This is a genomic window from Vreelandella sp. GE22, from assembly GCF_968212445.1.
Map to the genome: position 1 here is coordinate 3612876 of NZ_OZ309110.1, position 25916 is coordinate 3638791.

Genomic DNA, 25916 nt, shown 5'->3' on the forward strand with positions numbered 1-25916 from the left:
TTGTAGGGAGATTCCCCTTATCAAAGCAAACAAGTGTGGCGCACCACAAACGAAATAACACGCGGCGCCCTGCTTTCGTCAGTGGCGTCGAGTGATCTTTTAGAAGTCAGGTTCGAAAGGAAGGCGTGGGACGTTGGAGGTTACAACCCTTCCAACAATCGCAAGATCATTTGCGGCTGCTGGTTGGCCTGGGCCAGTATAGCGATGCCGGCCTGCTGGAGAATCTGCGCACGCACCATATTGGAAGCTTCCCGGGCGTAGTCGGCGTCCTGAATGCGTGACTGGGCAGCGGAAAGATTGACGATACTGTTGTCGAGGCCCTCGATCACACTCTCGAAGCGGTTTTGCGTAGCGCCGAAGTAGCTTCGCTGGAGGTCGAGCTTGCCAATCGCTTCATCCAAAAGCGCCATGGGCTTGTCCGTGGCCTCCCCTTGAAGCACGCTGAAACCCTCGAGGCCCAGCGCCTGACGGTCCATCGACACCATGCGCACGCTGATGCTGTCGCCTGAGTTGGCGCCGGTCTGGATGGAAAATTCCCGGGTGCCGCCAAGCAGGTTGTTGCCGTTGAAGTTAGTTTGGCCCGCGATGCGGTCGATCTCGTCCAGGCGCTGGTCGATCTCGTCCTGAATCGAGCGTTTGTCCTTGGCACTGTAGGTGTCGCTTGCGGCCTGAACGCTGAGTTCGCGGATACGCTGCAGGTTATCGTTGATTTGATTCAGCCCGCCTTCGGCGGTTTGCACCAGGGAGATACCGTCATTGGTATTGCGAATGGCCTGGCCCATGCCGCGCATTTGCGCCCCCATACGGTTGGCAATCGCCTGCCCGGCCGGGTCATCCTTGGCGCTATTGATCCGCAGCCCTGAAGAGAGCCGCTGCATGGAGGTCTGCATCATCTGCTGGCTGGTGCGTAGATTATTCTGCACCAGCAGCGACGACATATTGGTCTTGAGGCTGAACATGGTTGCGGTGTATCCCTGGATGAACGCCTGATGAATGTATCGGCCTTCGCCTGGAAAACATGAGCAGGCACCGCAAACGCAGCAGGGCCGCCCGAAGGCGGCCCTGCTGGTCTTTCACTTTAGATACGTTTACGTATCGTCGGTGTCCTCGACGTCGTCGTGGTGCGGCGTCTTGTGGTCCGCTTCGCTTGTGTACTGGCTGGGCGCCGCGGATTCGGAGACCGGCGTTTGCACCGCGCTCTTCTCTTTGGCGGTCGAATCCAGAATGCGCAGGTTCGCGGGCGGCGCTTTGCCGTCGCGGTCCTCGCCGAAGTAGAGCGTGGTATGCGGGAACGGGATCTCGATACCAGCTTCGTCGAAGCGCATCTTGACCAGGCGGTTGTAGGCACGGCCTATGCCCCACTGATCGCCCGGCGTGGTCTTGATCACCACGCGAATGTTCACCGAGCTATCAGCGAGCGCCGTCACGCCGGCCACGGTCATATCCGCCAGCAGCTTGAAGCCATGCTCTTCACTCGCTTTAAGATCTTCAAACGCGAGCTGCAGCTGTTCGATGGCGTAATCGATGTTTTCACGGTAGGCAATACCGTACTCACCCACGTGGTTACCGTACTCGCGCATATAGTTGGAGACGGTATCCACGCTCGAGAACGGTACGACGTGGTAGGTGCCGGAGAGATCGCGAATTGCCACCGAGCGAATGCTCAGACGCTCGGCGGTGCCGGTGACGCCGCCCACGGTGACCACATCGCCGGTGTTCATAGCGTTTTCGATCTGAATGAATACGCCGGTGATCACATCCTGCACGAGCTTCTGGGCGCCAAAACCAATGGCCAGACCCAGCACACCGGCACCGGCAATCAGCGGGCCGATATTGATGCCGATTTCAGACAGCACGATCATGCCGGTAATCGTCACCATGGCCACCGCCAGGGCGTTACGGAAAAGGCTGAGTAGCGTTCTGGCCCGGGGCGAGGGTTCGCCGCCGCCGGTTTCCGGGTTGAGCTTGTGCTCGATCAGGCTGGCAAGGCCGAGCCAAACCCCTAGCGCCACGATCAAAATCACCGCGATGCTGATCAAACGGCCCACGATCAGCGCGCCGCGCTCGGAGGCGTACCAGCCGGCCAGGTTGAAGGCGCCCCAGGCATCCAGCACCACCATGACCACGGCCACCAGGATGATCGTGCGTAGCACGCGAAGCGCATTGGGCACGTAGCTATTGAGGCGATGCTCCAGCATCGGAAGCTTGCGGCGCAGATCCTCGGAAAGCTGGATACGCCGGCCGATGGACTGGGTCAAAAAGCTCGAGAGCAGAATCCCCACCACGACTGCGACCAGGGTTTTGAGCGTGGCGAACAGCACGAAGGGCAGCGCGTCGCCCGGGCGCACCAGGGTCAGCACGAATACGATGAGGAAATAGAGCAGCGCGAACAGGTGCCAGGTCCGGGCGAACAGGTTCAGCGAAATACGGCTGGCCGTCATCGTGGTGCGGCTGCCCATGCCGTGCAGGTTATCCCGCAGGCGCACGCGGTTTTTAAGCACCACGGTCACGGCGTAGATAAACGTCAGCACCATGATCAGCGTGCCGACCGCTTGGCCAAGCGTGGGCGTGATATAGAAGTTGATCAGCGGCACCACGACCATCAGGCCGTAGCCGACCATACCCACCAGCCGGGCGATCCAGCTGTTCCAGTAGGACGCTTCCGGCGCGGAAATAGGTAGCAGGCGCAGGCCCTCGTAGCGCGACGAGAAGAGCATACGAAACGCCGCCTTGATTAGCTCGATGATCAAAAAGGCGTTGAGGAAGAGCGACGCGCGCGTGGAAAGCTCGCCGGTTTCACCGACTGCAAACGTCGCGACCAAATTACCCACGACGTAGGAGGCGCCAATCAGCAGCGCATCGACCACGGCGGCAATCGCCACACAGGCCACCAGGCGCAGTATCGAGGAGGCCCCTTCACCGGTTTGCGACCAGCCGCTAAGCCGTGTGAATATCGATTTCGCCAGCCGTCGAAACACCATGAAGACGACGAAGGTGGCCGCAATCACTATCCCCAGGTTGATCGCCGCGCTGATGAAAGCGGCGGTATCGAAACTACCGCCGCCGCCCTGGCCACTAAACAGGCCACCGACGATGCCGACCGCCTGCTCGAGCTGCGTGCCGACATCCCCCACTACCCGGCTGGTCAGCTCGGCGAGCTGGCGGGGCAAGGAAACGTCCTCGGGCGCGACGTTGCCACCGGCGGCGGCGGCCTCCGGGGAGAGCTCCTCGTTGAGCTCGCCGGGAAGCGTAGAGGCTTCGCTTCGCAAACGCTCGATGAGCTGCTGGCGGGACTGGTCGTTTTCAAGAAGGTTGGCTAGCGCCTCGTAGGAGGGTGGCGCTTGGGTATCGGCGCTTGCTGTTTCTTCATCGGCACCGAGCGTGGTTTGCGCCAGCGCCGGGCTTATCATGACGAAGAGCGCAAGCAACCAAACGCTTAGCCCGAATAATGAACGTAGTGGCCTCACACCGGAGTCTCCCTTTAGGTGGTGTAGTAATTGCAATCCAACGGCTAAATCGCCTTACGCACAGCATAGCGTGCATGGGGCGTTTAAAGCGGCTGATTTTTCAGGCCGCAGCGTAGCATGAGTTAAAAAACGCTCGTTACACAAAATTCATCATTTTCAAGGTCGCCCGACACTTGCCAACGCGCGGCTGACAAAGCGCTGTCACGCATCCGGCAGCCGCCCGCCGAGCTTGGCGGTGATGTTGTTGGCCGCCTCGCGCACCAGCGCCCCAAGCGTCAAAAGGCGCTCTTCGGGGATACGCGTCATGGGCCCGGACACCGAAATCGCCGCGACCGGCATGCGCCGCTCGTCGAAAATGCACGCCGCCACGCAGTGAAGGCCAACGGCGTGCTCCTGACGGTCGCAGGCAAAGCCCTGAGCGCGAATGGTGCGCACCTCTGTCTCCAGTGCGTCGGAGTCAAAAAAGGTATTGGGGGTCACCCGTGCGAGCGCCTCGCCTTTTAAAAGCTCGCTGCGCTCGTCATCGCTCATGCCGGCCAACAGCGCCTTGCCCACACCGGAGGCGTGAAGCGGCGCGCGGGAGCCAAGACGGGTGATCATGCGCATCATCTGAGGGGATTCATGCTGGGCGAGAAACACGGCCGTGGCGCCATCGCGAATACCCAGGTTGGCGGTTTCGCCGGTTTCGAAGGTGAGCCTTCTTAGAAACGGGCGGCTGGTGGCGACCACGTCGCGGGCCTCCAAAAAGCTGTTACCGATGCGAAAGGTTTTGACATCGATGCGCCAAAGCCCCTGTTCGCTCTCCTGGGTCACGAACCCCTGGCTTTGCAGCGCTTGAAGGAGCCGATGGGCGGTCGAGGGGGCGAGCTCGGCCTGTTCGGCAAGCTCTGAAAGGGCCAGCCCCAACGGGCTTGCCGCCAGATGTTCGAGCAGCGTTAGGCCACGTACCAGCGACTGACTGTGCCCGCCGCTTGCTTTTGCGGTGCCTGCCGGGCGTCCCACTGACCTGCGCTTGGCGTCACTCACCGTGCTCTCTCCTTACTCACTTGCGGCGCAAAGCGAGCAGGATAACGCGAGCCGTGGGCCGGTGTCGCGTTTACGGAAATAAATCCCATTCTGGCGGGCAGGGGTACAACAGCGCCGGGCGGCGCTGTCGATGAGGGCAGCGCTAGCGCTTAGGCCCTTTTACGCTGGTCATGGCCCAGCGGATGGGGTTCGCCGCGGGCCTTGGCCAGCTCGATCTGGCGCTGGCGCTCCCGGGCGGCGGCGCGGGTCTTCTCGGGCAGCGAGTCGATGCAGTGCGGGCAGCTAATACCCGGCTCATAGGCCGAGCTTTGCATGTCTTCTTCGGAAATCGGCCGGCGGCAGGCGTGGCACTGCTCGAAAGCGCCTTCGCTAAGATCATGACGCACGGTGACCCGGTTATCGAACACGAAGCACTCGCCGTGCCACAGCGACTTCTCTTCGGGCACCTTTTCCAGATAGTTCAGCACGCCGCCCTTGAGGTGATACACCTCCTCGAAGCCTTCCTTGAGCATGAAGCTCGAGGCCTTTTCGCAGCGGATACCACCGGTGCAAAACATGGCGACTTTCTTGTGCTTGGCCGGGTCATAGTGCTCGCGCACGTAGTCGGGAAACTCCCGGAAGGAAGTGGTTTTCGGATCGATGGCGCCGTCGAAACTGCCGATCTCCACTTCGTAGTCGTTGCGCGTATCGATGACCAGTACTTCCGGGTCAGAAATCACGTCGTTCCACTCTTCGGGCTCGACGTAGGTGCCCACGGTGTCGTTGGGGTCGATACCGTCGACGCCCAAAGTGACGATCTCTTTTTTAAGTTTTACCTTGGTGCGGTAGAACGGCATCTCGTCACAGAAGGACTCTTTATGGTCGATATCGGCCAAACGTGGGTCGGCGGTGAGCCAGACAAGCAGCGCGTCGATCCCTTCCCGCGGGCCTGCCACGGTGCCATTGATGCCCTCTTTGGCGATCAGCAGCGTGCCTTTTACGCCGTTATCGGCCATGGCCTTTCTGAGCGGCTCGCGCAGGGCTTCGAAATCGTTCAGGGTGACGAATTTATACAGCGCGGCCACCACGATGGGCGCCGCCGAGGCAGATTGGGTCATCGAACTCTCCAGGTAGTCGCCCTCGTAAAGGGCGGACCGGGTTAAAAACGCGCCCATTCTAGCGCAAACCGCCGGGCGCTTGAACGCCGACACGTTGACGCAGGTCAATCGCGCCCCAAAAAGCGTCATTCGTCGATTTTATCGACGTTAAAGGCTCAAAAGCTTCACCACCGGGGGCATTCTCCCGGCGTATAGTGAGCGTTTGCCCGTTCACCCAGGAATTCTCATGAAGATTCGCCGCTCCCTGGAGCGCGGCTACGCCGACCACGACTGGCTGCGCTCGTACCACACCTTCTCTTTTGCCAACTACATGGACCCGGCGCATATGGGCTTTCGCGCCCTGCGGGTCATCAATGAAGACCGGGTCAAACCGGGCTACGGTTTTGGCACCCATCCCCACCGGGACATGGAGATCATCTCCTACGTGCTCGAAGGCGAAATGGCCCACGAGGACAGCATGGGCAACGGGGAAATCATGCGCCCGGGCGATGTGCAGCGCATGTCCGCCGGCACCGGCGTGCGCCACAGCGAGTACAACCATTCCAAAACCCAAGGGCTGCACTTTCTCCAGATCTGGATCGAGCCGCTAAGCCGCGCCATCGCGCCGAGTTACGAGCAAAAAGCGTTTTCCACGGCGTCTCGCCAGGGGCAGTGGCGCCTGCTCGTCTCTCAAAACGGGGACGATGACTCGGTGAGTATCCACCAGAGCGTCAACCTCTACGGCGGCCTGTTCGATGGCGACGTCGGCGCAGTGCCGCCCCGGCGCCACGTTTGGCTTCATGTGGTGAAAGGCGAGCTGACGGTCAACGACACCCGCCTTGAAGCCGGGGACGCCGCTGCCCTCACCCCGGACGAGCCGCTTGAACTGGGTGACGCCGTCAATGCCGAGGTACTGCTGTTCGATTTGGCCTAAGCCCAACGCCAAACGGCCTCCCGAAGGAGGCCGTTATATCTGCCGTGCCGAGCCGCCCGTAGCGAGCGTCTTTCGCCAGGGAGGGCGAAAGTAGCGCCCAGGGAAGGGTTCACAGCGCCCTCGCATAGGGCGGGTCGGCACGGCCCTCGGGACAAGGCCGTTTAGCTATTTTGCGATGAGTAGAGCACGCGGATTTTCAGCGTATGCTCGACCTGCTTGAGCGCCTCGAGCGCCTGCGGGCCGTAGGCCTTGTCCACGTCGATCACCACGTAGCCGACCTTTTCGTTGGTCTGCAGGTACTGGCCCGAGATGTTGATGCCGTTTTCCGAGAGCACGCGGTTGATCTCGGAGAGCACACCGGGCACGTTATTATGAATGTGCAGCAGGCGGTGCTTGTCCGGGTGCGCGGGCAACGCCACTTCGGGAAAGTTGACCGAGGTGATGGTGGTGCCGTTGTCGGAGTAGGTGGTGAGCTTTTCCGCTACTTCGACGCCGATATTCTCCTGGGCTTCCAGGGTCGAGCCGCCGATGTGGGGTGTCAGGATCACATTCTCCAGCCCGCGCAGCGGACTTTCGAACTCCTCGCTATTGCCCTTGGGCTCTACCGGAAAGACATCCACCGCCGCGCCGTTGAGATGACCCGATTTGATCGCCTCGGCCAGCGGCTCGATCTCCACGACGCTTCCGCGGGAGGCGTTGATCAAGATCGCCCCCGGTTTCATGGTCGCGATCTCTTTTTTCCCTACCAACCAGCGGGTGGAGGGTAGATCCGGCACGTGCAGGCTGATCACGTCCGCCCGGCCCAGAAGCTCTTCAAAGCTACCGACCTGGCTTGCGTTGCCCATGCCAAGCTTGGTGATCACGTCGTAATAGATGACGTTGAAGCCCAACGACTCAGCCAGCACCGAGAGCTGTGCGCCGATGCTGCCATAGCCGACGATCCCGAGGGTCTTGCCGCGGGCTTCGTGGGAGTTCTTCGCCGACTTCAGCCAGCCGCCCTGGTGGGCTCGGGCGTTTTTCTCCGGGATACCGCGCAGCAGCATGATGGCTTCCGCCAGCACCAGCTCGGCCACCGAGCGCGTGTTGGAGTACGGCGCGTTGAAGACCGCCACACCGCGCTTGAGCGCAGCGTTAAGATCCACCTGGTTGGTACCGATACAGAAACAGCCAACGGCGACGAGCTTCTCGGCGGCGGCGAACACGCGCTCGTTGAGCTGCGTACGCGAGCGAATACCGATGAAGTGGACATCGCGGATTTTCTCGATCAGCGCCTCTTCGTCCAGGGACGTGGGCAGATGCTCGATATTTTCATATCCGGCGTTGCGAAAATTGTCCACCGCGCTCTGGTGGACGCCCTCGAGTAGCAGGATTTTTATCTTGCTCTTGTCCAGGGACGTTTTGGCCATGGCTGAATCAACCCCTATGCTCGGCGAAGCGCCGTTTATCGGTTCATGAAAGGCCATCATGGTAGCATGACAAGGCCCCTTCCCGGCGGCCCGAGTGGATGAAAAGTGTGCGTTTTCAAAATGAACGAGACGCACGTTGAAAGCTCGGCGTAGCCCTGGGCAGGCGCCACCCCCTGGCCTGGGTGTATACTGTGCCCTTAACAGTAGGCACACTCGAAGCCCAGGCAAAGGGCGTCAATAGGTAGGCATGGGTCAATGAGCGATAGCACTCCCCCCTCACAGGATTTCGCCGCCACGGTTTCCCAACTGGAAACCCTGGTGGAGCGGCTTGAATCAGGCGAGCTCTCCCTGGAGGAGGCGCTGACCGCCTTTGAAGAGGGCGTAACGCTGACTCGCGATGCCCAAAAGCGCCTCGACAGCGCGGAGCTCAAAGTACGCGCGTTAAGCGAAGACGGTGATGGCAAGTTGAGCATGACGCCCTTCGATGGCCCGGCCAGCGCGCCAAGTGATGCCCCCACTGAGGACGACGCCGAGGACACGCCCCCATGGTAAGCGAAAGCCCCATGCGCCTAAGCGCGCACCGCGAAACCAGCAGCGCCCGGGTCGATGCCACGCTAAACGCGCTGTTCGACCAGAGCACTGCCGTTGATGCCCGTCTGGAGGCGGCGATGCGCCACGGCCTGCTGGTGGGCGGCAAGCGCCTGCGCCCACTGCTGGTGTATCTGGCGGGTCGGGCACTGGGTGCCGAAGAGCAGCCGCTGGACGCCCCGGCGGCGGCCATCGAGTTGATTCACGCCTACTCGCTGATCCACGACGACCTGCCTGCCATGGACGATGACGACCTGCGCCGTGGCCAACCCACGGTACACAAGGCGTTCGACGAAGCCACCGCCATTTTGGCCGGCGACGCCCTGCAGGCGCTGGCCTTTGAAGTGCTGGCGCGAACTCATCACCCGCGTCTGGGGTCCATGGTGACGACCCTGGCCACGGCCTCCGGGCGCCAGGGCATGGTCGCCGGCCAGGCGCTGGATTTGGCCGCCGTGGGCGGGCTGCCCGATGTCGCCTCGCTTGCCCACATGCACGCCCATAAGACCGGTGCGCTGATCGAAGCCGCCGTACGCCTGGGCGGGCTTGTCGCCGTCGAGGAAACCGACCCACGGCTTGCAGCACTGGCTCACTACGCCCGCGCCATCGGGCTCGCTTTTCAAATCCACGACGACGTCCTGGACGTGACCGGCGATACGGCGACCCTTGGCAAGATATCCGGCGCCGACGCCTTGCGGGCCAAGCCTACCTACTCGAGCCTTTTGGGCCTTGAAGGCGCCAAGCGCAAGTCCCGCGAGCTCATCACCGAGGCCACCGCCGCCCTTGCGCCGCTAGGTGAAAGAGGCGCCCCCTTGGCCGAGCTTGCCGACTACATGATCGAGCGCGACCATTAACGATGCCTGTACAAAAAACGACCGTGACACCATGCCCATGAAGCTGTTCGACGAGATTTCCCGCGAGCGCCCGGCCACGCCGCTGCTCGACTCTTTTGACCATCCCGCGGCCCTGCGGGCCATGAACGACCGTCAGCTGGCCGAACTGGCCGACGAGCTGCGCGCGTACCTTTTATATAGCGTGGGGGTCTCCGGCGGGCACTTCGGCGCAGGGCTTGGCGTGGTCGAGCTAAGCGTGGCGTTGCACCACGTTTACAACACCCCCAGCGACCGGCTGGTGTGGGATGTCGGCCACCAGGCCTACCCGCACAAGATTCTGACCGGGCGGCGCGAGGCCATGACCGGCATTCGCCAGCACGGCGGCCTGGCCGCTTTCCCCCGCCGCGCGGAGTCCGAATTCGATACCTTCGGCGTGGGCCACTCCAGCACCTCGATTTCCGCCGCGCTCGGCATGGCACTGGCCGCCCGCGCCCAAAACGATGAGCGCCAGGTCTGCGCGATCATCGGCGACGGTGCCTTGACCGCCGGTATGGCGTTCGAAGCGCTGATCCACGCCGGCCACGTCAACGCCAATATGCTCGTGGTGCTCAACGACAACGAAATGTCGATTTCGGAAAACGTCGGGGGCCTGGCCACCTATCTGGCGCGCATGCTGGCAAGCAAGCCGTATCTTAAGATGCGCGAAGAGGGCAAAAAAGTGCTCTCCCACCTGCCGGGAGCGCTCAAGCTTGCCAAGCGCACCGAAGAGCACATGAAGGGCTTCGTAAGCTCCGCTACGCTGTTCGAGGAGCTCGGCTTCAACTACGTGGGCCCGATCGACGGCCACGACCTGGAAGCGCTGACCGACACCCTGAGCGCGCTTCGCGACCAACCCGGCCCCCAGTTTCTGCATATCAAAACCGTCAAGGGCAAGGGCTTTCTGCCCGCCGAAGCGGACCAGATCGGCTATCACGCGATCACCAAGCTTGAAAAGCCCAACAAGGCGGCAGCGCAGGCCCAAAAGAGCGCCGCCCCCGCCGCGCCGAAGCAGAAGTACTGCAATGTATTCGGCAACTGGCTTTGCGATATGGCGGCCGCCGACCAACGCCTGATGGGGATTACCCCGGCCATGCGCGAAGGCTCGGATCTGATCCGCTTTTCGAAAGAGTACCCGGCGCGCTACTTCGACGTGGCGATCGCCGAGCAGCACGCGGTGACCCTGGCCGCCGGCATGGCCTGTGAGTCAATGAAGCCGGTGGTGGCGATCTACTCGACCTTTTTGCAGCGCGGTTACGACCAGTTGATTCACGATGTGGCGGTACAGGGGCTCGATGTCACCTTCGCCATCGACCGCGCCGGGCTGGTGGGCGAAGACGGCCCGACCCACCACGGCAGCATGGATATTTCGTTTTTGCGCTGCGTGCCCAACATGGTGCTGCTGGCTCCGGCGGACGAAGCGGAGTGCCGCGCCATGCTGAGCGCCGCCTACTATCACGAAGGCCCCGCCGCGGTGCGCTACCCCCGCGGCACCGGCCCCGGGGTGGCGACTCCCGAGCATCTGGAGCCCATGACCATCGGCCGCGCCGAGCACCGCCGCCGCGCCGACGAGGGCGAAGGCCCCCGCATCGCGCTGCTCGCCTTTGGCAGCATGAACGGCCCGGCACAGGAAGTTGCCGAGACCCTGGGCGCCACGCATATCAACATGCGCTCGATCAAACCGCTGGATCATCAAATGGTGCTGGAGGCCGCCGCCGAGCACGACCTGCTGGTGACGCTTGAAGAAAACGTGGTGGCCGGCGGCGCGGGGAGCGCCGTGCTGGAGCTGCTGCACGCCGAAAATATCCAGGCGAACGTGCTGACGCTGGGCCTACCGGACAGCTTCGTCGAGCACGGCACCCCGGACGAGCTCTTGCGCGACTGCGGGCTGGATGCACCGGGTATTCAGGCGGCGATCGAAAAACGCCTGGCTTTGCTGGCAAAATAAACGCCCCACCCACGCTAAAGAGCCGGCGTTAAAGCCAAAGCGAGGCGTTCAGGCGTACTCGTAGCGCGGGCCCCGGCCCGGCGGCGGGATCAATCACCACCCAGCCCTCGGTTTCGAGCTCGGCGCAGGCGCGGCGAATCAGGGCGTGCTCGATCTCGAGGCGCCGCGCCAGTTGGGCGGTGGAAAGCGCGGCCTCCCCGGCCACCCGATCCAGCGCCACCAGCACCAGCGCGCTGAGCGTGTCGAGCTTGGGATGGGCGCGCTGGAGCGCTTTTAGCGCGCTGTTTAGATCCTGGTCATCAGGCAATGCGGGCGCTGGGTTCCAGGCGGATGGCGATGGATTTATACGCCGGGGTGTGACTGCCGTCGCCCTTGTGGGAGAGCGGCACCAGCGGGTTGGTCTCCGGGTAGTACGCCGCCGCACACCCTTTGGGCGTATCATACGCCACGACCTTGAAGCCCTCGACGCGGCGGGTTACGCCATCGCCGGACTCGCCCACCAGGTCGACCCACTGCCCCGCTTCAACGCCCAGACGCGCAATATCGGATGCGTTCAAAAACACCACCTGGCGGCCGTTCTCGATGCCGCGGTAGCGGTCGTTGTAGCCGTACACCGTGGTGTTGTACTGATCATGAGAGCGCATGGTTTGCAGCGTTAGCCAGCCGTCGCGCTCAGCCATTTGCTGATGGATGACGCGCTCCGGGAGCGCTTCGCTCGAGAACACGGCCTTGCCGCTTTCGGTGGGAAAGGTGAGCTCGGCGGTGGGGTTGCCTAGCCAAAAACCGCGCGGCACGCGCACCCGCTCGTTGAAGTTATCGAAACCGTGAATCACCGCTTCCACGTGATCGCGAATCACGTCGTAATCCTCGCGCATCGCCGCCCAGTCCACCTTCTCGCTGCCCAGCAGGTGCTCGCCAAGCTTTGTCAAAAGCGCGATCTCGGAAGGCAGATCATCGCGTGCCGGGCGGTTGATGCCGGCGGAGCCGTGCACCATGCTCATCGAGTCTTCGACGGTGATCAGTTGGGTCTTGCCGCCGGTCTTGTCGATTTCGCTGCGCCCCAGGCACGGCAGAATCAGCGCTTTCTCGCCGGTAATCAGGTGGCTGCGGTTGAGCTTGGTGCTGATGAAGGCGGTCAGCCGGCACTGGCCCATCGCCGCCTCGGCCACCCCACTGTCCGAAATCGCCCGGGTGAAGTTACCCGCCAGGCCGAGGAATATCTTGCCGGGCGCGTCGCGCATCGCCTCCACGGCGGCGACGGAGTCCACGCCGTGCTCCCGGGGCATCGGCGTTTTGTAGCGCGCCTCCAGGGCGTCCAGCAGCTCGTCAGTGGGCTTTTCGAAAATGCCCATGGTGCGGTCGCCCTGCACGTTGGAGTGGCCGCGCACCGGCGAGGTGCCGGTGCCGGGCCGGCCCATATTGCCGCGCAGCATCAATACATTGACGATTTCGCGCACGGTGGGCACCGAGTGCACGTGCTGGGTAATGCCCATCGCCCAACAGATAATGGTCGCGTTAGAGCGGGCGTAAAGCTCGGCGGCCTGGCCCATTTCGTCGCGGCTCAAACCGGACTGCGCCTCCAGCGCCGCCCAGTCGGTCGCATCCACTTGCGCCTTGTAGGCCTCGAACGCCTCGGTGTGCTGGTCGATAAAGGCCTCATCCAGCACCGATTCGCCGCTGGCCTCGCGCTCGAACAGCGCCTTGGCAATACCCCGCAGCGTGGCCATATCGCCGCCAAGCTTCGGGCAGAAGTAGTGCGAGCTGATCCGGTGGCTGCCGCCCCGCAGCATCTCCAGCGGCTTTTGCGGGTCGGCGAATTTCTCGAGACCCCGTTCGCGCAGCGGGTTGAAGCTTGCGATAGTCGCGCCGCGCTCGGCGGCCTCGCGCAGAGTACCGAGCATACGCGGGTGGTTGGTGCCCGGGTTTTGGCCAAACACAAAAATCGCCTCGGCGTGCTCGAAGTCTTCCAAGCGCACGCTGCCCTTGCCGGTGCCCAGCGCCTCCCCCAGCGCCACACCGCTGGCTTCGTGGCACATGTTGGAGCAGTCCGGCAGGTTGTTGGTCCCGTAAAGCCGGGCCAGCAGTTGGAACACGTAGGCCGACTCGTTACAGGCCTTACCCGAGGTATAGAAGATGGCGTCGTCCGGCGTGGGCAGCGCCTTGAGCTCGGCGGCGATCAGCTCGAGGGCGGCGTCCCACTCGATGGGCTCATAGTGGTCGGTCTCGGCATTATACGCCATGGGCTCGACCAGCCGGCCCTGATCCTCCAGGCGGTAGTCATCCCAGGTCTTGAGCTCGGTGACGCTGTGTTTGGCAAAAAAATCGCGCTTGACCTTCTTGGCGGTCGCCTCCCAGGTCACCGCTTTCACGCCGTTTTCGCAAAACTCGAAGGAGGAGCCGTGTTCCGGGTCGCCCCAGGCGCAGCCGGGGCAATCGAAGCCATCGGGCTGGTTGATTTTGAAAAGCGAGCGGGCGTTGGTCGCCGGTGAACGGCTGTGCAGCAAGTGCTTGCCCACCGCCTTGAGCGCCCCCCACCCGCCGGCCGGGCTATGGTACTCGCCCACGTCAGGGTCGTGTTTGGCCGCTTTTTTCGTGTCCGCGGTATAAAAAGTGGGCGAGGCCATCATGTATCTCCAAATGTCGTCTTTGCAGACGCCACGCCCCCAAGAGCGGCGGGCGCCTTTATAGGCGTAACGTTCGAGTAAAATCCGGGCGGGGTCAAGCGCCCAGGCCGGGTCTGGCCGTTTAGAAAAGGCTAAAACTCGGACGCTTTTGGGCTGTCCGAGTTCTGGCCATTGGGTCTATCAAGAACGTAACGTTAACGCGGCGGGGTGGGGAGCGCGTCTTTCATGTCGTTGGGCACGTCAAAACCGCGCGCCGCTCCCCGGGCGCTTGCCAAACCGCCGGGGAAACCACTTCGGTGGCGAAAGTCCGGCGTCACGCCGCCCTGGTAGGCATGGCGCTGGGAGAGCGCTTTGGCGCACCACAGGTCGACGGCGGTCAGTACCCCCACTGCGGTCAGTGCCAGGTAAATATTCTGGCGCTTGGGGTTGTGGCGGTCCTGCAGGGCATAGGTGAGCGCGGCCAGGTCCAATACATCACCGCCTAAACGGCTCCATACCGCCTGGGTAGGGTTTGCCGATAACGACCCGATGCCGCTTGCGATCTCGCGAACACCGCCGGCGCGCACCCGTCCATTGACACCTTTCATGCCCAGTGCACCGCTGAGCTTTTTCGGCGCCAGCAGCTTATAAAGCCCGATGCCCAGGCTCAGCCAACCAAGGCCCCTCGCCACCCGGTCGGCCCCGCTCATCGAACGGGTCATACGCCTGGGCGTACGGTTTGAATAGTTTGCCATCACAACCTCCCTTGGCTCGTTTACGGCTTGAGAATGACCTTGATGCACCCGTCCTGCTTTTCGCGAAAGGTGTTGTACATTTCAGGCCCCTGGTCGAGCCCAACGGAGTGGGTAATCACGAAAGAAGGATCGATCTGGCCTTCGTCGATCCGGCGCAGAAGATCCTCGCTCCAACGGTTCACGTGGGTCTGGCCGGAGCGTACGGTCAATCCCTTGTTCATGAGCGCGCCGATGGGAAACTTGTCGATCAGACCACCGTAAACGCCGGGAATCGACAGCACCCCGGCCGGCCGGCAGACGTAGATCATCTCGCGTAGCACGTGGGAGCGGTCGGATTCCAGCATGACCGCCTGCTTGACCCGATCGTAAGCCGAATCCAGTGAGCGGGTGGCGTGGGCCTCGAGCCCGACGGCGTCGATACATTTTTCGGGCCCCTTACCGCTGGTCAGTGTTTGAAGCCTCTCCAGCACGCTCTCCTGGTCGAAATTGATCGCTATCGCCCCGCCCGCCTGGGCCATGGCAAGGCGCTCGGGAACGTTATCGATCACCACCACCTGCTTGGCACCCAGCAATACGGCGCTGCGCACGCAGAACTGACCGACCGGCCCCGCCCCCCAGATCGCCACCGTATCGGTGGGCTGGATATCGCACTGGACGGCGGCCTGCCAGCCGGTGGGGAAGATATCGCCCAGAAAGAGCACTTGCTCGTCGGTGAGCGAGCTGGGCACCTTGATATGGGTGCTATCGGCAAAGGGCACACGCACGTACTCGGCCTGGCCGCCGGCGTAGCCGCCGGTTAAGTGGGAATAGCCGAAAAGCCCGGCGCCGGCATGGCCAAAGGCTTTATCCGCCAGGTCCTTGTTGCGGTTGGAGCGCTCACAGGCCGAGAAATTGCCGCGCTGACACTGAGGACACTCGCCGCAGGTGATGATGAACGGCACGACGATACGATCGCCCACTTTGAGTTTCTTATTGTCGCGCCCCACCTCCATGACCTCGCCCATGAACTCGTGGCCGAGCACATCGCCGTTTTCCATGGCGGGGATAAAGTGGTTATAGAGATGAAGGTCGGAGCCACAGATCGCACAGCTACTGACATTGATGATGGCATCGCGAGGGTGCTCTATTTCCGGGTCGGGAACCGTGTCATAACGAACATCGTTCTTGCCGTGCCAACATAGTGCTTTCATGGTGGCTCTCCTGAAGGGTTAGCCATGGCCAATGCCATGCCAGCTATCACTATAATGCCATGCCAGCTATCACTATAGTGCACCCCCTGAAATAAACGTTTAACAAAGGATAAAAGCGAAGGTAGTGTCGAACCAGTGGCCACGCTTTTAGGCCTCATACCGGTGACCATGCGTTTAAACAAAAGCTACGGGCACTTAAAACGAATCCTTCTATAATGACGCCCGACGTCCAATATAGCGGCGCTGAAAGTGATAAATTCGTTCACCGCCTCTTTTCCATCGACCGCTTGAGAGTACTATGACGTTTTTGCTTATTTCGACGCTGCTGTTTGGTTTGCTGGGCTTGGCCATTTTCGGCCCCATTGGCCTGCTGGTCGGCGGGGGGGTTGGCTTTTGGATCGCCCAGCGCGCGATACGCCGACTGATCACCGCCCGCCGCCAGATCGAACAGGGCTATCTGGAGTCGGTCTTCGCCGTGATGGGGTGCCTTTGCCAGGCCGATGGCCGCGTTAGCGACAACGAGCGCGACATCGCCGAGCGCCTTTTCAGTCAGATGCAGCTAAGCGATGCGCTGCGCGCCCAGATGCGCACCGCCTTCGAGCGCGGCCAGGCGGACAGCTTCGACCTGGACGCAGAACTTGGCAAGGTAGGCCGTTTGACGCAGCGCCAGCCGGCGCTACGCCAGATGTTCGTGCAGGTGCAGCTCAGCGCCATCGCCGCCGATGGTGAGATTCAAGAAAGCGAACACGCCATGATGATGCGCGTGGCCCAGGGCATTGGCTGTAGCGAAACCGAAGTACGCCAGATCGAGGCGATGATGCAGCGCGCCTCCGCCAACGCCGCGGGTACCAGCGAAACCTCCCTCGAAGACGCCTACCGAGTACTCGGCATTAGCGAAGAGGCCAGCGACGCCGAGGTCAAAAAAGCCTACCGGCGCCTGATGAGCCAAAACCACCCGGACAAGTTGGCCGGCAAAGGCTTGCCCGAAAGCATGCGCGACATGGCCCAGCAGCGTACCAGCGAAATCAGCAACGCTTACGAGCGGATCAGCCGCGCCCGGGAGTGAGCGCAAGCCCTTGATCAGGCCTTTTCGCCCAGCGCGGCAATATGCGCCGGCAAGCGCTCGTGACTTCCGTACATGAAGTGGTTCTCCATGCGCTCGGCAAACTGCGCGGCGGCAGGCTCGCGGCCAACGGCCATGGCCACTTCGCGTATGTGCATGGGCGCGGCGCCACAGCAAACGCCCAGATAGTTGATGCCGCTATCGAAGGCCTTGCGAGCAAAGGCGCCTAGCTCGTAGCGGTTGCAGAACAAGGGGTCCAGCGCGGTGGGAAAGGGACGCCCGTGAGGCGACGGGCAACTGCACCCTTGGGTGTCGGAAAGATTGAAAAAGGTGGGTTCCTGGGCGGTGGTGCGAAAGGTCACCGGCAGTGCCGCGACGTGACAAGACACCGCCTCGCGAATCTGCTGGATCCAGCCCAGCATGGTATCCGGCCCCCTAAAGCAGTTCAGGCCGACCACGCTGGCGCCGTTTTGCTCGAGCGCCACGCAGGTCTCCACGATGCCGGGGCCATCGATCATTTGGTTCTCGGCCATCGGCGCCAGGGTGATGACCGCCGGCAGCCCCTTGGCCTTGATCGCCTCCAGCGCCGCCTGGGCTTCACCGGCGTAATAGAAGGTTTCGCCGATGATGAAGTCCGCGCCCTCCTCGACGGCCCACTGCACCATTTCATCGAACATGGCGCGCACGCTCTGCTGGGACGCCGGATCCTGAGGGTCCCATACGTTACTGTTGGAAATGTTACCGGCCATCAGGTTGCCGGGCTGATCATCGGCCACCTTGCGGGCGATTTTGAGCGCGGCCCGGTTCAAGGGCTCCAGCAGCTCCTCTTTGCCGATCACGCGCATTTTTTCGCGATGCCCATTATAAGTGAACGCCTGCACGATGTCCGAGCCCGCGTGTTGGAAATCGCGGTGCAATGCTTCCAACGCGTCCGGGCGCAGTAACGCCACTTCCGGGACGAACTCCCCCGCCGAGAGGTAACCGCGGCGCTCGAGTTCAAAAAGAAAGCCCTCAGCGCAGATAAGTGGGCCGTCATCGAGCCGCCGGGTGATCAGGTCTTGTACCATGGGGAGTGCCTCCGAAATGAGCTTTATCGTCAATGAAGGCTCAGTTTGGCAGGCCTGGTCGGCGTAAAACCAATGAAAAATCCGCCCCACTAAAGTGAGCCGAATTCATTATTGGATATATGAACGAGAAAATTATAAATATACGTGTTCGGAACTGGCTTACGGCCTACAAAGCGCGCGTTCTGCCACCCCCGGCCGTGGCCCTCGCCACCGAGAAAGCTGCCAAGCGCTTAACTTGGCCGGCGCACCAGTGTCAGCCAGTAGTCTTCCAGTGAGCGAATCGAGGCGACGAACTGCTCGATATCCATGGGTTTGACGATGAATCCGGCCGCCCCCAAATCATAAGAAGCGAAGATATCCGCTTCGGCTTCCGAGGTGGTCAATACCACCACCGGAATCTGGCGAAGCGTTTCCAGAGATTTGACGCTTTTCAAAAACGCCTTGCCGTCCATGCGCGGCATATTGAGATCCAGAAGGATTAGATCCGGCCTCGGCGCTGACGCGTATTTACCTTCACGGTGCAAAAACGCCAGCGCCTCGACGCCGTCGCCGACATCGTGCACATCCACCAGCATATGGCCCTCCTTGAAGGCCATCTTGGCAAGATGCACGTCGGCGGGCTCGTCTTCCACCAATAACACAACGAAATGTCCATCCATTACGGTTTCTCCCTGACCAGTGGCAAATCGAAGACGAAGCACGCCCCACCCGTCATGCCGTCCTCCACCGTTATACGCCCATTCACCTTGCGCAGCATCTTGACGACTTTGGCAAGCCCTACGCCGGTACCAGGGCATTCCTCGCTGTTAGGCACCAGCCGTGCAAACATCTCGAAGACCTGCTGGCGATATTCCGGCGCGATGCCCTGGCCGTTATCCGCCACCCGGTACTGGACGCGCCCTTTTTTCACACTGGCGCTAATCACGATGTCCAGCGGCCGTTCTGAATGGCGGTATTGCCAGCTGTTGTGCAGCAGCACTTTGAACAACTGGGCAAGCTGCTTGCGGTTGAACCAGACCTCATAAAGCTCACCTTCGACGCGCAAGCTGCCCGCCTCGCGCAGGACCGAAAGCACTGGATCGAACTGATAGAGCTCGGTGACCAGCTGCTCGACATCGACGCGTTCCGGGGGCGCGGCGACCGTCCCCACCCCCAGGTAGCACTGAACATCGCTGACCAGGTCCCTCAGGCGCTGGGCCTGGGTCGCGATAAAGTGAACCGCCAGCGCCTCGTTCGAGTCGCTCGGCGTTTGGGACGAGCGCTGCAACTGATGAGCGAAACTCACCAGTCGTCGACTCGGTTCCTGAAAGTGGTGGGCCATGGCCTGGCTCAAACGCTCGAGCTCCTGGTTACGAAAAGAGAGTTCGTCGATCAGTCGCATGTTTTCGCGCTGGGCTCTACGCAGGCGCCAAAGCGCCAGCGCCAACAGCAGGATCACGGCGCCCTGGGCCAGCGCGCCGCCAATCCAGAACCAGCGGGCGCGTTCGCGAGCGCGGCTTAATTCAGCGCTTTGCAGATCCACCTGCTCCTCGACCGTCTCGACATAGCGTCTGCCCGTCGCGCTATCCACAGCACTCATATCGTAAATCGACGAGAGCATGACCGGTTCGCCGTTCAAGCTGTAGGGCTGGGAGTAGACCCCGACGATTTTGGTACTGCCATCGGCCAGACGGTGGCGGTAAACGAAGTGATTACGGTCCTGCTGGCTAGCGCGCTCGATCTCCTGACGTACCTGACCGGGGGTAAAGGTATTGATCTGATTGACGTTCATCCGCTCCAGGTCGGCGTAGCCGTAAAACTCGAAGGCGGCCGGGTTGGCGCGCAGGATATCGCCGTCCTCGACGGCCAACATCCACATCGGTGCAGGGCTTCGCATGAAGAACCCATCGAAATCGGTTTGTGCCCAGCCGCTGGAAGGGAGCAGCGCAAGCCCCATCAAAAGCGCAAGCGCTGTGCCAAGCCCACGGCCACTTATCCTCATGGCTTCGCCCCCTGGCGCGGCAGCGAGACATGAAAACAGCTGCCCTGTCCCTCGCCCGCCGAGGTCACCCAGATTCGGCCCTGGTGGCGTTCGACGATCTTGCGGCATACCGCCAGCCCCACGCCGGTACCCTCGAACTGGCCGCGGGCGTGCAGGCGCTGGAACACCTTAAACAGCCGCGGTATCTGGTCAGAATTGATCCCGATGCCGTTATCGGTCACCGTAATATGCCAACTGCCGGCGCGGCGGCGACGTTTGATCGCGACCTCGACCTCGACCGATTTATCGAGGGGGTGATACTTGAGCGCGTTGCCGATCAGGTTTTGGAAAAGCCGCGTCATTTCATCCTGGTTCGCGCTGACCTCGGGCCATTTCCCCTTGACGCTGACGGACGCCTGGTTATCCGCGATCGCCGGAGCAAGAAAATGGAGCGCCTCGTCGAGGGATTCACGCAGCGAGAAAGTGGTAAACGGCTGGTCCTGTCGGCCCACGCGGGAGTACTCCAAAAGCGAAAGCAGCATATCGTCCATCCGCTTGGCGCCGTCGCTCATGTAGTGCAGCATGGTGCTGCCGTCGTCATCGAGCCGGTCGCCGAGGTGGCGCTTCAAAAGCTGGGCATAGCTGGTCACCATACGAAGCGGCTGGCGCAGATCGTGGGAGGCGGCGTAAGCAAAGTGCTCCAGCTCGCGATTGGATTTCTCCAGGGATTCGCGGTAGTCGTCGCGCTCCTGTTGAAGCAGGTGAGAGGCCGTGATGTCGCGCAGGTAGCCGTGCCAAACCGTGCTGCCATCGTCCAGACGCTCGGGGTTGGAGCTCCCCTCTATCCAAAGAAGTCCGGCGTCCGGATGATTGACCCGAAACGTCAAATTCCAGGGGCTGAGCGTCTCGGCGGAGGCGTTGATGCTGTCGGCCATCTTGTCCAGGTCATCGGGATGGATCGCCGCGAAGATTCGCCCTGCGTCTTGCTTGACCTGCTCGGCCGTCACGCCGGCAATATCCTTGATGCCCACACTCGCGTAGGGGATGCGTATCGTGCCATCGGTCCCCTGGAAGTACTGAAAAAGGGCGCCCGGCAGCAGCGCGCTCAGTTTGGTGAGGCGGTCGGTTATTACCTGGGCCTGGGCCTCGGCCTCTTTACGCTGGGTAATATCGATGTGCGTACCGGCCATCCATCGCGCATTGCCCGCCTCGTCTCGATCGACCACCCGGCCGCGCGCGTACACCCAGATATCGTGACCGTCGCGGTGGCACATGCGAAATTCGATGTTGTAGCTGTCGGTCTCGCCCTCGAGATGCGCGCGTAACGCCTGATGGGCGCGCGCCAGCTCCGCCGGATGGCAAAAGCGCTCCCAAGTCGCCACCGTGGTGGGCGTTAGCTCATCGAGTGTATAGCCGACCATCTCTGCCCAACGCTCGTTCAAGCGTGTTTCACCGGTCTGAATATCCCACTCCCAGGTACCGGCCGAGGTACCCCAAAGGATATGGTTCAGCGCTTTCTGCTGGCTTTTCAACCGAACTAAACGCTGGCGGCTGCGCCAATAGACCAGCCCCTGCAGTACGATGGAGAGCACCAGAGCGACGGCCAAAAAAACGACCCAAGGCCAGCCGCTTTGACCGACGAGGGCTACAGATTGAAGGGGGTCGTTATTCATAATTGACGCACACCTGGTTACGCCCGGCCTTTTTCGCCTCGTAAAGGGCGCTGTCGGCCCGCGCCAGGGCGCCGTCCGGAAGCGCATCGCTGCCCCGCATGCGCGCGACGCCAATGCTGGTGGTGACCTTGAGCGGTGTGCTCACGCACTCAAGCGGTACCTGCATCGCCTCGACCGAGGCGCGCAGCTTTTCGGCGGCTACCTCGGCGCCGGTCAGGTCGGTATCGGGCAGCACCACCACGAACTCTTCGCCCCCCAAACGTGCAAACACATCCGTTTGGCGTAGCTGACGTGTCACGGTCGTAGAAAACTGCATCAATACCGCATCGCCGGCGCCGTGGCCGTAGGTATCGTTAACGCTTTTAAAACGATCAAGATCCAGCATCACCACGCACACGCCGTGGTCGCCCTTGCGCTTCAAGCGTGCCAGCTCGCGCCTTGCAAGATCCATGAAGCTTCGCCTATTGAGCAGCCCCGTCAGTTCATCGTACATGGCGAGCTGGGTTAGCTGCGCCTCCATCGCCTTGCGTTCGCTGATGTTCTGTTGAACGCCAACCATCCTTAGGGGCCGCCCTTCGGCACTGCGACTGACCAGATGCCCCGACTCGAACACCCACACCCAGTGGCCATCCCGGTGGCGTATACGAAACTCGCACTGGTAATTGGGCTCTTCCCCTTGGGTATGACGCGCGATGGTGGCCTCGACCCGCTCGCGGTCCTCCGGGTGGACCTGGGCAAACCACTCTTTCACACTCTGAGGAACGTCGGCGTGCTCTCGTTGATAGCCAAGCGTTGCCAGCCAGCGATCGCTGTAGATAAACACGTTTTCCTGCAAAAGCCACTCCCACACGCCAAGCTTGGCGCCTTCGATTGCCGCGGCCATGCGCTCTTCCGAAATCACCAAACGCTGCTCCAGCTTTGCCCGGCTGATGGCGTAACGAATGGCGCGGTGAAGGGAGTCGGCGTCGATCTTGCCCTTGATCAGGTAGTCCTGGGCGCCGGCTTCGAGTACTTCGAGGGAAAAATCCGCGTCATCGAACCCGGTCAGCACCACGATGGGCACGCCGCTGGCGATCTGCTTACAGACCAGAACGGTCTGGATACCGCTGGCGTCGGAAAGGCTGAGATCGAGCAGGATGACATCCGGAAAGGAGGGGGCTTGCGTCAAAAAATCGGTGAGCCGAGCAAGGCTCTCGACCCAGGTGAGCGTGCTATCGCCATGATCGTACTTGAAGGTGTATTGGATCAGCGCCGCGTCGCCCGGGTCGTCTTCGACCAGCACTATCGATAACGGCTTTCCCACCTGTTTCGATAACTGTTTCATTGTTTGCCTTCTGCCAGTTCATCTGGCAAGACTGCTCAGAAGGCGGACAAGAGTCAAGCGTCGTCAATCACTCACTTTTTACGCTCGATATCCACATCCTCGGCCTGGGTAAAATCCCCCAGCGCCATCATGTGGCCAAGTTTGCCGGCCTTGGTGGCCAGGTACTGCTCGTTGTGCGGGTTGAGCCCGGTGGTAATGGGCAAACGCTCGGTCACGTTGACGCCGTCGTTGGTCAGCGCCTCGACCTTGCGGGGGTTGTTGGTCATCAGTTTGAGCGCCTGGATATTGAGATGCTCGAGCATCGGCACACAAAGATCGTAGCGGCGCATATCGGCACCAAAGCCAAGGCGCTCGTTGGCCTCGACGGTGTCCGCGCCCTGGTCCTGCAGGTTATAGGCGCGAATCTTGTTCAAAAGGCCAATGCCGCGGCCTTCCTGGCGCAGATACAAAAGCACCCCGCGCCCCTCTTCGGCGATGCGTTTGAGCGCCTCTTGAAGCTGATAGCCGCAGTCGCAGCGCATCGAAAACAGCGCATCGCCGGTCAAGCACTCGGAGTGCACGCGCCCGAGCACCGGGGCGTCGCCCGTCACATCGCCAAGCGTCAGGGCGATATGATCCTTGCCCGTTGCATCGTCTTCGAAGCCGTGCATGGTAAATGTAGCCCAAGGGGTGGGCAGCCGGGAGGCGGCAATGAAGCGAATGGTCACGGGTTACCTCGCAAATCGACCAGAGCCGGAAACGATGTGAGTAGGAAAAGAACTCGGTAGTTTACCAAAAAGCGGCGCCGGCCTCACGGCCTGCATCCACGCAAGCGGCGATAAAACGGCGAAGCGGCCACATTCTAGCCATCGCCACCCGACGAGCGCCGCTATCCTGATACGCACTACCTCGCCTACAATAGGGACAAATTTCCCTAGAGCAGGCGTTTATGTCCTCTTCCGCTGTATCTCCTCCCCATTTGCAAAACGACCGTTTTCTACGGGCCTTGGCCCGCCAGCCGGTGGACCGCACGCCGGTCTGGATGATGCGCCAGGCCGGGCGCTACCTGCCCGAATACCGCGAGCGCCGTGCCCAAGCGGGCAGCTTCATGGACCTTTGCCGCAATCAGGACTTCGCTTGCGAGGTGACCCTGCAGCCGCTGGAGCGTTTCCCGCTGGATGCCGCGATTTTGTTTTCGGACATTCTGACCATTCCCGACGCCATGGGTCTTGGGCTCTACTTCGAGACCGGCGAGGGGCCGAAATTTCGCAAGACCGTACGCACGCCGGAGGAAGTCGCAGCGCTCTCCGTGCCCAACGCCGAGCGCGACCTGGACTACGTGATGCGCGCGGTATCCACCATTCGCCGCGAACTCAATGGCCGCATGCCGTTGATCGGCTTCTCCGGCAGCCCCTGGACGCTGGCGACCTACATGGTCGAAGGCGGCTCGAGCAAGGATTTCCGCCATCTGAAAACCATGCTCTACGACACCCCGGACACCATGCACCAGTTGCTCGATACCCTGGCCCACGCGGTGACCGACTACCTCAACGCCCAGATTCGTGCCGGCGCCCAGGCGGTGCAGATTTTCGATACCTGGGGCGGCTCGCTCTCGACGCCGGCGTATCTCGAGTTTTCGCTTCGCTACATGGAGCAGATCGTCTCGGGCCTGATCCGCGAGCACGACGGCCGCCGCGTGCCGGTGATTCTGTTCACCAAAAACGGCGGGCAGTGGATCGAACACATCGCCTGCGCCGGTGCCGACGCGGTGGGGCTTGATTGGACCACCGAACTCAGTGACGCCCGCGACCGGGTGGGCCATAAGGTGGCGCTACAGGGTAATCTGGACCCCAACGTGCTGTTCGCCCGGCCCTCGGCCATTCGCGCCGAAGTCGCCCGGGTGCTGGAAAGCTACGGGCACGGGCCGGGCCATATCTTCAACCTGGGCCACGGCATCAGCCAGTTCACCAACCCCGACCACGTCAGCGCCTTCATGGAGGCACTGCACGAGCTTAGCCCCCAGTATCATAAGAACGACCACCCAAGCGACGCCGGAGAGGGCCGATGAGCGATCTCGATCAAGCGCAGTGGTTCACCGAAGTCTTCGACGCCCACGGTAGTGCGTTCTCGCTGAAAGTCAGCGAGAAGCTTTGGGATGTACAAAGCGCCTATCAGCACCTGGAAGTCTATGCCACCGAGACCTACGGCAACCTGTTAGTGCTGGACGGCTGCGTGATGCTCACCGACCGGGACAACTTCCTGTACCACGAAATGATCGCCCATCCGGCGCTTTTCACCCATCAGGACCCGAAGCGCGTCGTGATCATCGGCGGCGGCGACTGCGGCACGCTCAAGGAAGTGCTGCGTCACGAAAGCGTTGAAAAAGTCACTCAAATCGACATCGACGAAGAGGTCACCAAGGCCTCCACGCGCTTCTTCCCGGCGCTGGTCGCGTCCAACGGCGACCCGCGCGCGGAGCTTTTGTTCGCGGACGGCGTGAAGTGGGTCGATGAGGCCGAGGACGAAAGCGTCGATGTCCTCATCATCGACTCCACCGACCCGGTCGGCCCGGCGGAAGGGCTTTTCAAGACCGAATTTCTGGCGCGCTGCCACCGCATCCTGCGCACCGGCGGCGTGCTGGTGCAGCAAAGCGAATCGCCGCTTTACCACAGCGGGTCGATCATTCGTGAACTGCGCGAAGACATGAAGTCGGCCGGTTTCGAGAGCGTGGCAACGCTGCCCTTCCCACAGCCGGTTTATCCGTCGGGCTGGTGGAGCGTGACGCTGGCGGGCAAGGCGACAAACGTTGAAAGCTTTCGCGAAGAGGCTGCCGCGGAGCATGAAATGCCGCTACAGTACTACACGGTAGAGGCTCACCGCGGCGCCCTGGCGCTGCCACCGTTTATGCGCGCCGCTTTCGCTTAAATTCCCCAAAGCGACACGCACTGAATCGAGGCCGGGCACTGCTCGGCCTTTTTTGTAGCGCTTACC

At 61.8% G+C, this 25916-nt stretch carries 22 protein-coding genes; 7 read left to right on the forward strand and 15 right to left on the reverse strand.

Annotated elements, in window-relative coordinates; translation table 11 throughout:
- Window positions 1–140 precede the first annotated feature (140 nt).
- The 4 genes from ACWHRL_RS16965 to trhO all read right to left on the reverse strand — a co-directional run bounded on the left by ACWHRL_RS16965 (window position 141) and on the right by trhO (window position 5590).
- Window positions 141–959 (reverse strand): flagellin N-terminal helical domain-containing protein, encoded by an 819-nt coding sequence (locus ACWHRL_RS16965; protein WP_447894588.1) that lies wholly within the window; start codon window positions 957–959, stop codon window positions 141–143.
- 129 nt (window positions 960–1088) lie between these two features.
- A complete protein-coding gene (gene ybiO, locus ACWHRL_RS16970) occupies window positions 1089–3467 on the reverse strand; it encodes a mechanosensitive channel protein (RefSeq protein WP_447894589.1) in 2379 nt (792 codons plus the stop codon).
- Between the two features lie 201 nt (window positions 3468–3668).
- Complete coding sequence (locus tag ACWHRL_RS16975; RefSeq protein WP_447530236.1) at window positions 3669–4493, reverse strand: IclR family transcriptional regulator; 825 nt, start codon at window positions 4491–4493, stop codon at window positions 3669–3671.
- A gap of 149 nt (window positions 4494–4642) precedes the next feature.
- On the reverse strand, window positions 4643–5590 hold the full coding sequence (gene trhO / locus ACWHRL_RS16980; protein ID WP_447530237.1) for an oxygen-dependent tRNA uridine(34) hydroxylase TrhO: 948 nt from the start codon (window positions 5588–5590) through the stop codon (window positions 4643–4645).
- Between the two features lie 226 nt (window positions 5591–5816).
- Here trhO and ACWHRL_RS16985 point away from each other — a divergent pair, with 226 nt between their 5' ends.
- Window positions 5817–6503: a pirin family protein gene (locus ACWHRL_RS16985; protein ID WP_447894590.1), complete on the forward strand. Its 687-nt coding sequence runs from the start codon at window positions 5817–5819 to the stop codon at window positions 6501–6503.
- A 161-nt stretch (window positions 6504–6664) separates the two neighbouring features.
- Here the strand turns inward: ACWHRL_RS16985 and serA are convergent, their stop codons facing one another.
- Window positions 6665–7909 carry a phosphoglycerate dehydrogenase gene (gene serA / locus ACWHRL_RS16990; RefSeq protein ID WP_447530239.1) on the reverse strand — a complete coding sequence of 415 codons (1245 nt, stop codon included), beginning with the start codon at window positions 7907–7909 and terminating at the stop codon, window positions 6665–6667.
- 255 nt (window positions 7910–8164) lie between these two features.
- Here serA and ACWHRL_RS16995 point away from each other — a divergent pair, with 255 nt between their 5' ends.
- From ACWHRL_RS16995 to dxs, 3 genes are read left to right on the forward strand one after another with little or no spacing between them, the layout of a single operon-like run.
- A complete protein-coding gene (locus ACWHRL_RS16995; RefSeq protein WP_447894591.1) occupies window positions 8165–8461 on the forward strand; it encodes an exodeoxyribonuclease VII small subunit in 297 nt (98 codons plus the stop codon).
- Complete coding sequence (locus ACWHRL_RS17000; protein ID WP_447530241.1) at window positions 8455–9348, forward strand: farnesyl diphosphate synthase; 894 nt, start codon at window positions 8455–8457, stop codon at window positions 9346–9348. The genes ACWHRL_RS16995 and ACWHRL_RS17000 overlap by 7 nt, the downstream gene beginning before the upstream one ends.
- A gap of 31 nt (window positions 9349–9379) precedes the next feature.
- Window positions 9380–11311: a 1-deoxy-D-xylulose-5-phosphate synthase gene (dxs, locus tag ACWHRL_RS17005; protein WP_447894592.1), complete on the forward strand. Its 1932-nt coding sequence runs from the start codon at window positions 9380–9382 to the stop codon at window positions 11309–11311.
- A 28-nt stretch (window positions 11312–11339) separates the two neighbouring features.
- Here the strand turns inward: dxs and ACWHRL_RS17010 are convergent, their stop codons facing one another.
- The 4 genes from ACWHRL_RS17010 to ACWHRL_RS17025 all read right to left on the reverse strand — a co-directional run bounded on the left by ACWHRL_RS17010 (window position 11340) and on the right by ACWHRL_RS17025 (window position 15859).
- Complete coding sequence (locus ACWHRL_RS17010) at window positions 11340–11618, reverse strand: MarR family transcriptional regulator (RefSeq protein WP_447530243.1); 279 nt, start codon at window positions 11616–11618, stop codon at window positions 11340–11342.
- Window positions 11611–13935 carry an FdhF/YdeP family oxidoreductase gene (locus ACWHRL_RS17015; RefSeq protein WP_447894593.1) on the reverse strand — a complete coding sequence of 775 codons (2325 nt, stop codon included), beginning with the start codon at window positions 13933–13935 and terminating at the stop codon, window positions 11611–11613. The genes ACWHRL_RS17010 and ACWHRL_RS17015 overlap by 8 nt, the downstream gene beginning before the upstream one ends.
- Before the next feature lie 194 nt (window positions 13936–14129).
- Window positions 14130–14669 (reverse strand): hypothetical protein, encoded by a 540-nt coding sequence (locus ACWHRL_RS17020; RefSeq protein ID WP_447894594.1) that lies wholly within the window; start codon window positions 14667–14669, stop codon window positions 14130–14132.
- Between the two features lie 20 nt (window positions 14670–14689).
- Window positions 14690–15859, reverse strand: a complete 1170-nt coding sequence (locus ACWHRL_RS17025; protein WP_447894595.1) for a zinc-dependent alcohol dehydrogenase — start codon at window positions 15857–15859, stop codon at window positions 14690–14692.
- A 298-nt stretch (window positions 15860–16157) separates the two neighbouring features.
- On the opposite strand from ACWHRL_RS17025, the gene djlA reads away from it, so the two are divergent.
- The gene (gene djlA, locus ACWHRL_RS17030) at window positions 16158–16925 is read left to right on the forward strand and encodes a co-chaperone DjlA (RefSeq protein ID WP_447530247.1); all 768 of its coding nucleotides are present in this window, start codon (window positions 16158–16160) and stop codon (window positions 16923–16925) included.
- Window positions 16926–16939: 14 nt separating this feature from the next.
- On the opposite strand, the gene ACWHRL_RS17035 is transcribed toward djlA, so the two are convergent.
- The 6 genes from ACWHRL_RS17035 to ribA form a co-directional block, all read right to left on the reverse strand.
- Window positions 16940–17989: a homocysteine S-methyltransferase family protein gene (locus ACWHRL_RS17035; protein ID WP_447894596.1), complete on the reverse strand. Its 1050-nt coding sequence runs from the start codon at window positions 17987–17989 to the stop codon at window positions 16940–16942.
- A gap of 230 nt (window positions 17990–18219) precedes the next feature.
- Window positions 18220–18648: a response regulator gene (locus ACWHRL_RS17040; protein ID WP_447894597.1), complete on the reverse strand. Its 429-nt coding sequence runs from the start codon at window positions 18646–18648 to the stop codon at window positions 18220–18222.
- The gene (locus ACWHRL_RS17045) at window positions 18648–19970 is read right to left on the reverse strand and encodes a sensor histidine kinase (protein ID WP_447894598.1); all 1323 of its coding nucleotides are present in this window, start codon (window positions 19968–19970) and stop codon (window positions 18648–18650) included. Before ACWHRL_RS17045 ends, ACWHRL_RS17040 begins: the two co-directional genes overlap by 1 nt.
- Entirely contained in the window at window positions 19967–21622 is a 1656-nt protein-coding gene (locus ACWHRL_RS17050) for a sensor histidine kinase (RefSeq protein ID WP_447894599.1), read from the reverse strand. The genes ACWHRL_RS17045 and ACWHRL_RS17050 overlap by 4 nt, the downstream gene beginning before the upstream one ends.
- Complete coding sequence (locus ACWHRL_RS17055; RefSeq protein ID WP_447894600.1) at window positions 21615–22946, reverse strand: diguanylate cyclase; 1332 nt, start codon at window positions 22944–22946, stop codon at window positions 21615–21617. The genes ACWHRL_RS17050 and ACWHRL_RS17055 overlap by 8 nt, the downstream gene beginning before the upstream one ends.
- Before the next feature lie 71 nt (window positions 22947–23017).
- Window positions 23018–23653, reverse strand: coding sequence for a GTP cyclohydrolase II (gene ribA, locus ACWHRL_RS17060; protein WP_447530253.1), 636 nt, complete (start codon window positions 23651–23653; stop codon window positions 23018–23020).
- 221 nt (window positions 23654–23874) lie between these two features.
- On the opposite strand from ribA, the gene hemE reads away from it, so the two are divergent.
- Window positions 23875–24993, forward strand: coding sequence for a uroporphyrinogen decarboxylase (hemE, locus tag ACWHRL_RS17065; RefSeq protein WP_447894601.1), 1119 nt, complete (start codon window positions 23875–23877; stop codon window positions 24991–24993).
- Entirely contained in the window at window positions 24990–25850 is an 861-nt protein-coding gene (speE, locus tag ACWHRL_RS17070) for a polyamine aminopropyltransferase (protein ID WP_447894602.1), read from the forward strand. The genes hemE and speE overlap by 4 nt, the downstream gene beginning before the upstream one ends.
- The last annotated feature ends 66 nt before the right edge of the window (window positions 25851–25916 follow it).

Coding starts and splice junctions, on each gene's coding strand:
- ACWHRL_RS16965 (WP_447894588.1), bottom strand. CDS start 959: ATGTTCAGCCTCAAGACCAATATGTCGTCGCTGCTGGTGCAGAATAAT.
- trhO (WP_447530237.1), bottom strand. CDS start 5,590: ATGACCCAATCTGCCTCGGCGGCGCCCATCGTGGTGGCCGCGCTGTAT.
- ACWHRL_RS16985 (WP_447894590.1), top strand. CDS start 5,817: ATGAAGATTCGCCGCTCCCTGGAGCGCGGCTACGCCGACCACGACTGG.
- serA (WP_447530239.1), bottom strand. CDS start 7,909: ATGGCCAAAACGTCCCTGGACAAGAGCAAGATAAAAATCCTGCTACTC.
- ACWHRL_RS16995 (WP_447894591.1), top strand. CDS start 8,165: ATGAGCGATAGCACTCCCCCCTCACAGGATTTCGCCGCCACGGTTTCC.
- ACWHRL_RS17000 (WP_447530241.1), top strand. CDS start 8,455: ATGGTAAGCGAAAGCCCCATGCGCCTAAGCGCGCACCGCGAAACCAGC.
- dxs (WP_447894592.1), top strand. CDS start 9,380: ATGCCCATGAAGCTGTTCGACGAGATTTCCCGCGAGCGCCCGGCCACG.
- ACWHRL_RS17015 (WP_447894593.1), bottom strand. CDS start 13,935: ATGGCCTCGCCCACTTTTTATACCGCGGACACGAAAAAAGCGGCCAAA.
- ACWHRL_RS17020 (WP_447894594.1), bottom strand. CDS start 14,669: ATGGCAAACTATTCAAACCGTACGCCCAGGCGTATGACCCGTTCGATG.
- ACWHRL_RS17025 (WP_447894595.1), bottom strand. CDS start 15,859: ATGAAAGCACTATGTTGGCACGGCAAGAACGATGTTCGTTATGACACG.
- djlA (WP_447530247.1), top strand. CDS start 16,158: ATGACGTTTTTGCTTATTTCGACGCTGCTGTTTGGTTTGCTGGGCTTG.
- ACWHRL_RS17035 (WP_447894596.1), bottom strand. CDS start 17,989: ATGGTACAAGACCTGATCACCCGGCGGCTCGATGACGGCCCACTTATC.
- ACWHRL_RS17040 (WP_447894597.1), bottom strand. CDS start 18,648: ATGGATGGACATTTCGTTGTGTTATTGGTGGAAGACGAGCCCGCCGAC.
- ACWHRL_RS17045 (WP_447894598.1), bottom strand. CDS start 19,970: ATGAGGATAAGTGGCCGTGGGCTTGGCACAGCGCTTGCGCTTTTGATG.
- ACWHRL_RS17050 (WP_447894599.1), bottom strand. CDS start 21,622: ATGAATAACGACCCCCTTCAATCTGTAGCCCTCGTCGGTCAAAGCGGC.
- ACWHRL_RS17055 (WP_447894600.1), bottom strand. CDS start 22,946: ATGAAACAGTTATCGAAACAGGTGGGAAAGCCGTTATCGATAGTGCTG.
- hemE (WP_447894601.1), top strand. CDS start 23,875: ATGTCCTCTTCCGCTGTATCTCCTCCCCATTTGCAAAACGACCGTTTT.
- speE (WP_447894602.1), top strand. CDS start 24,990: ATGAGCGATCTCGATCAAGCGCAGTGGTTCACCGAAGTCTTCGACGCC.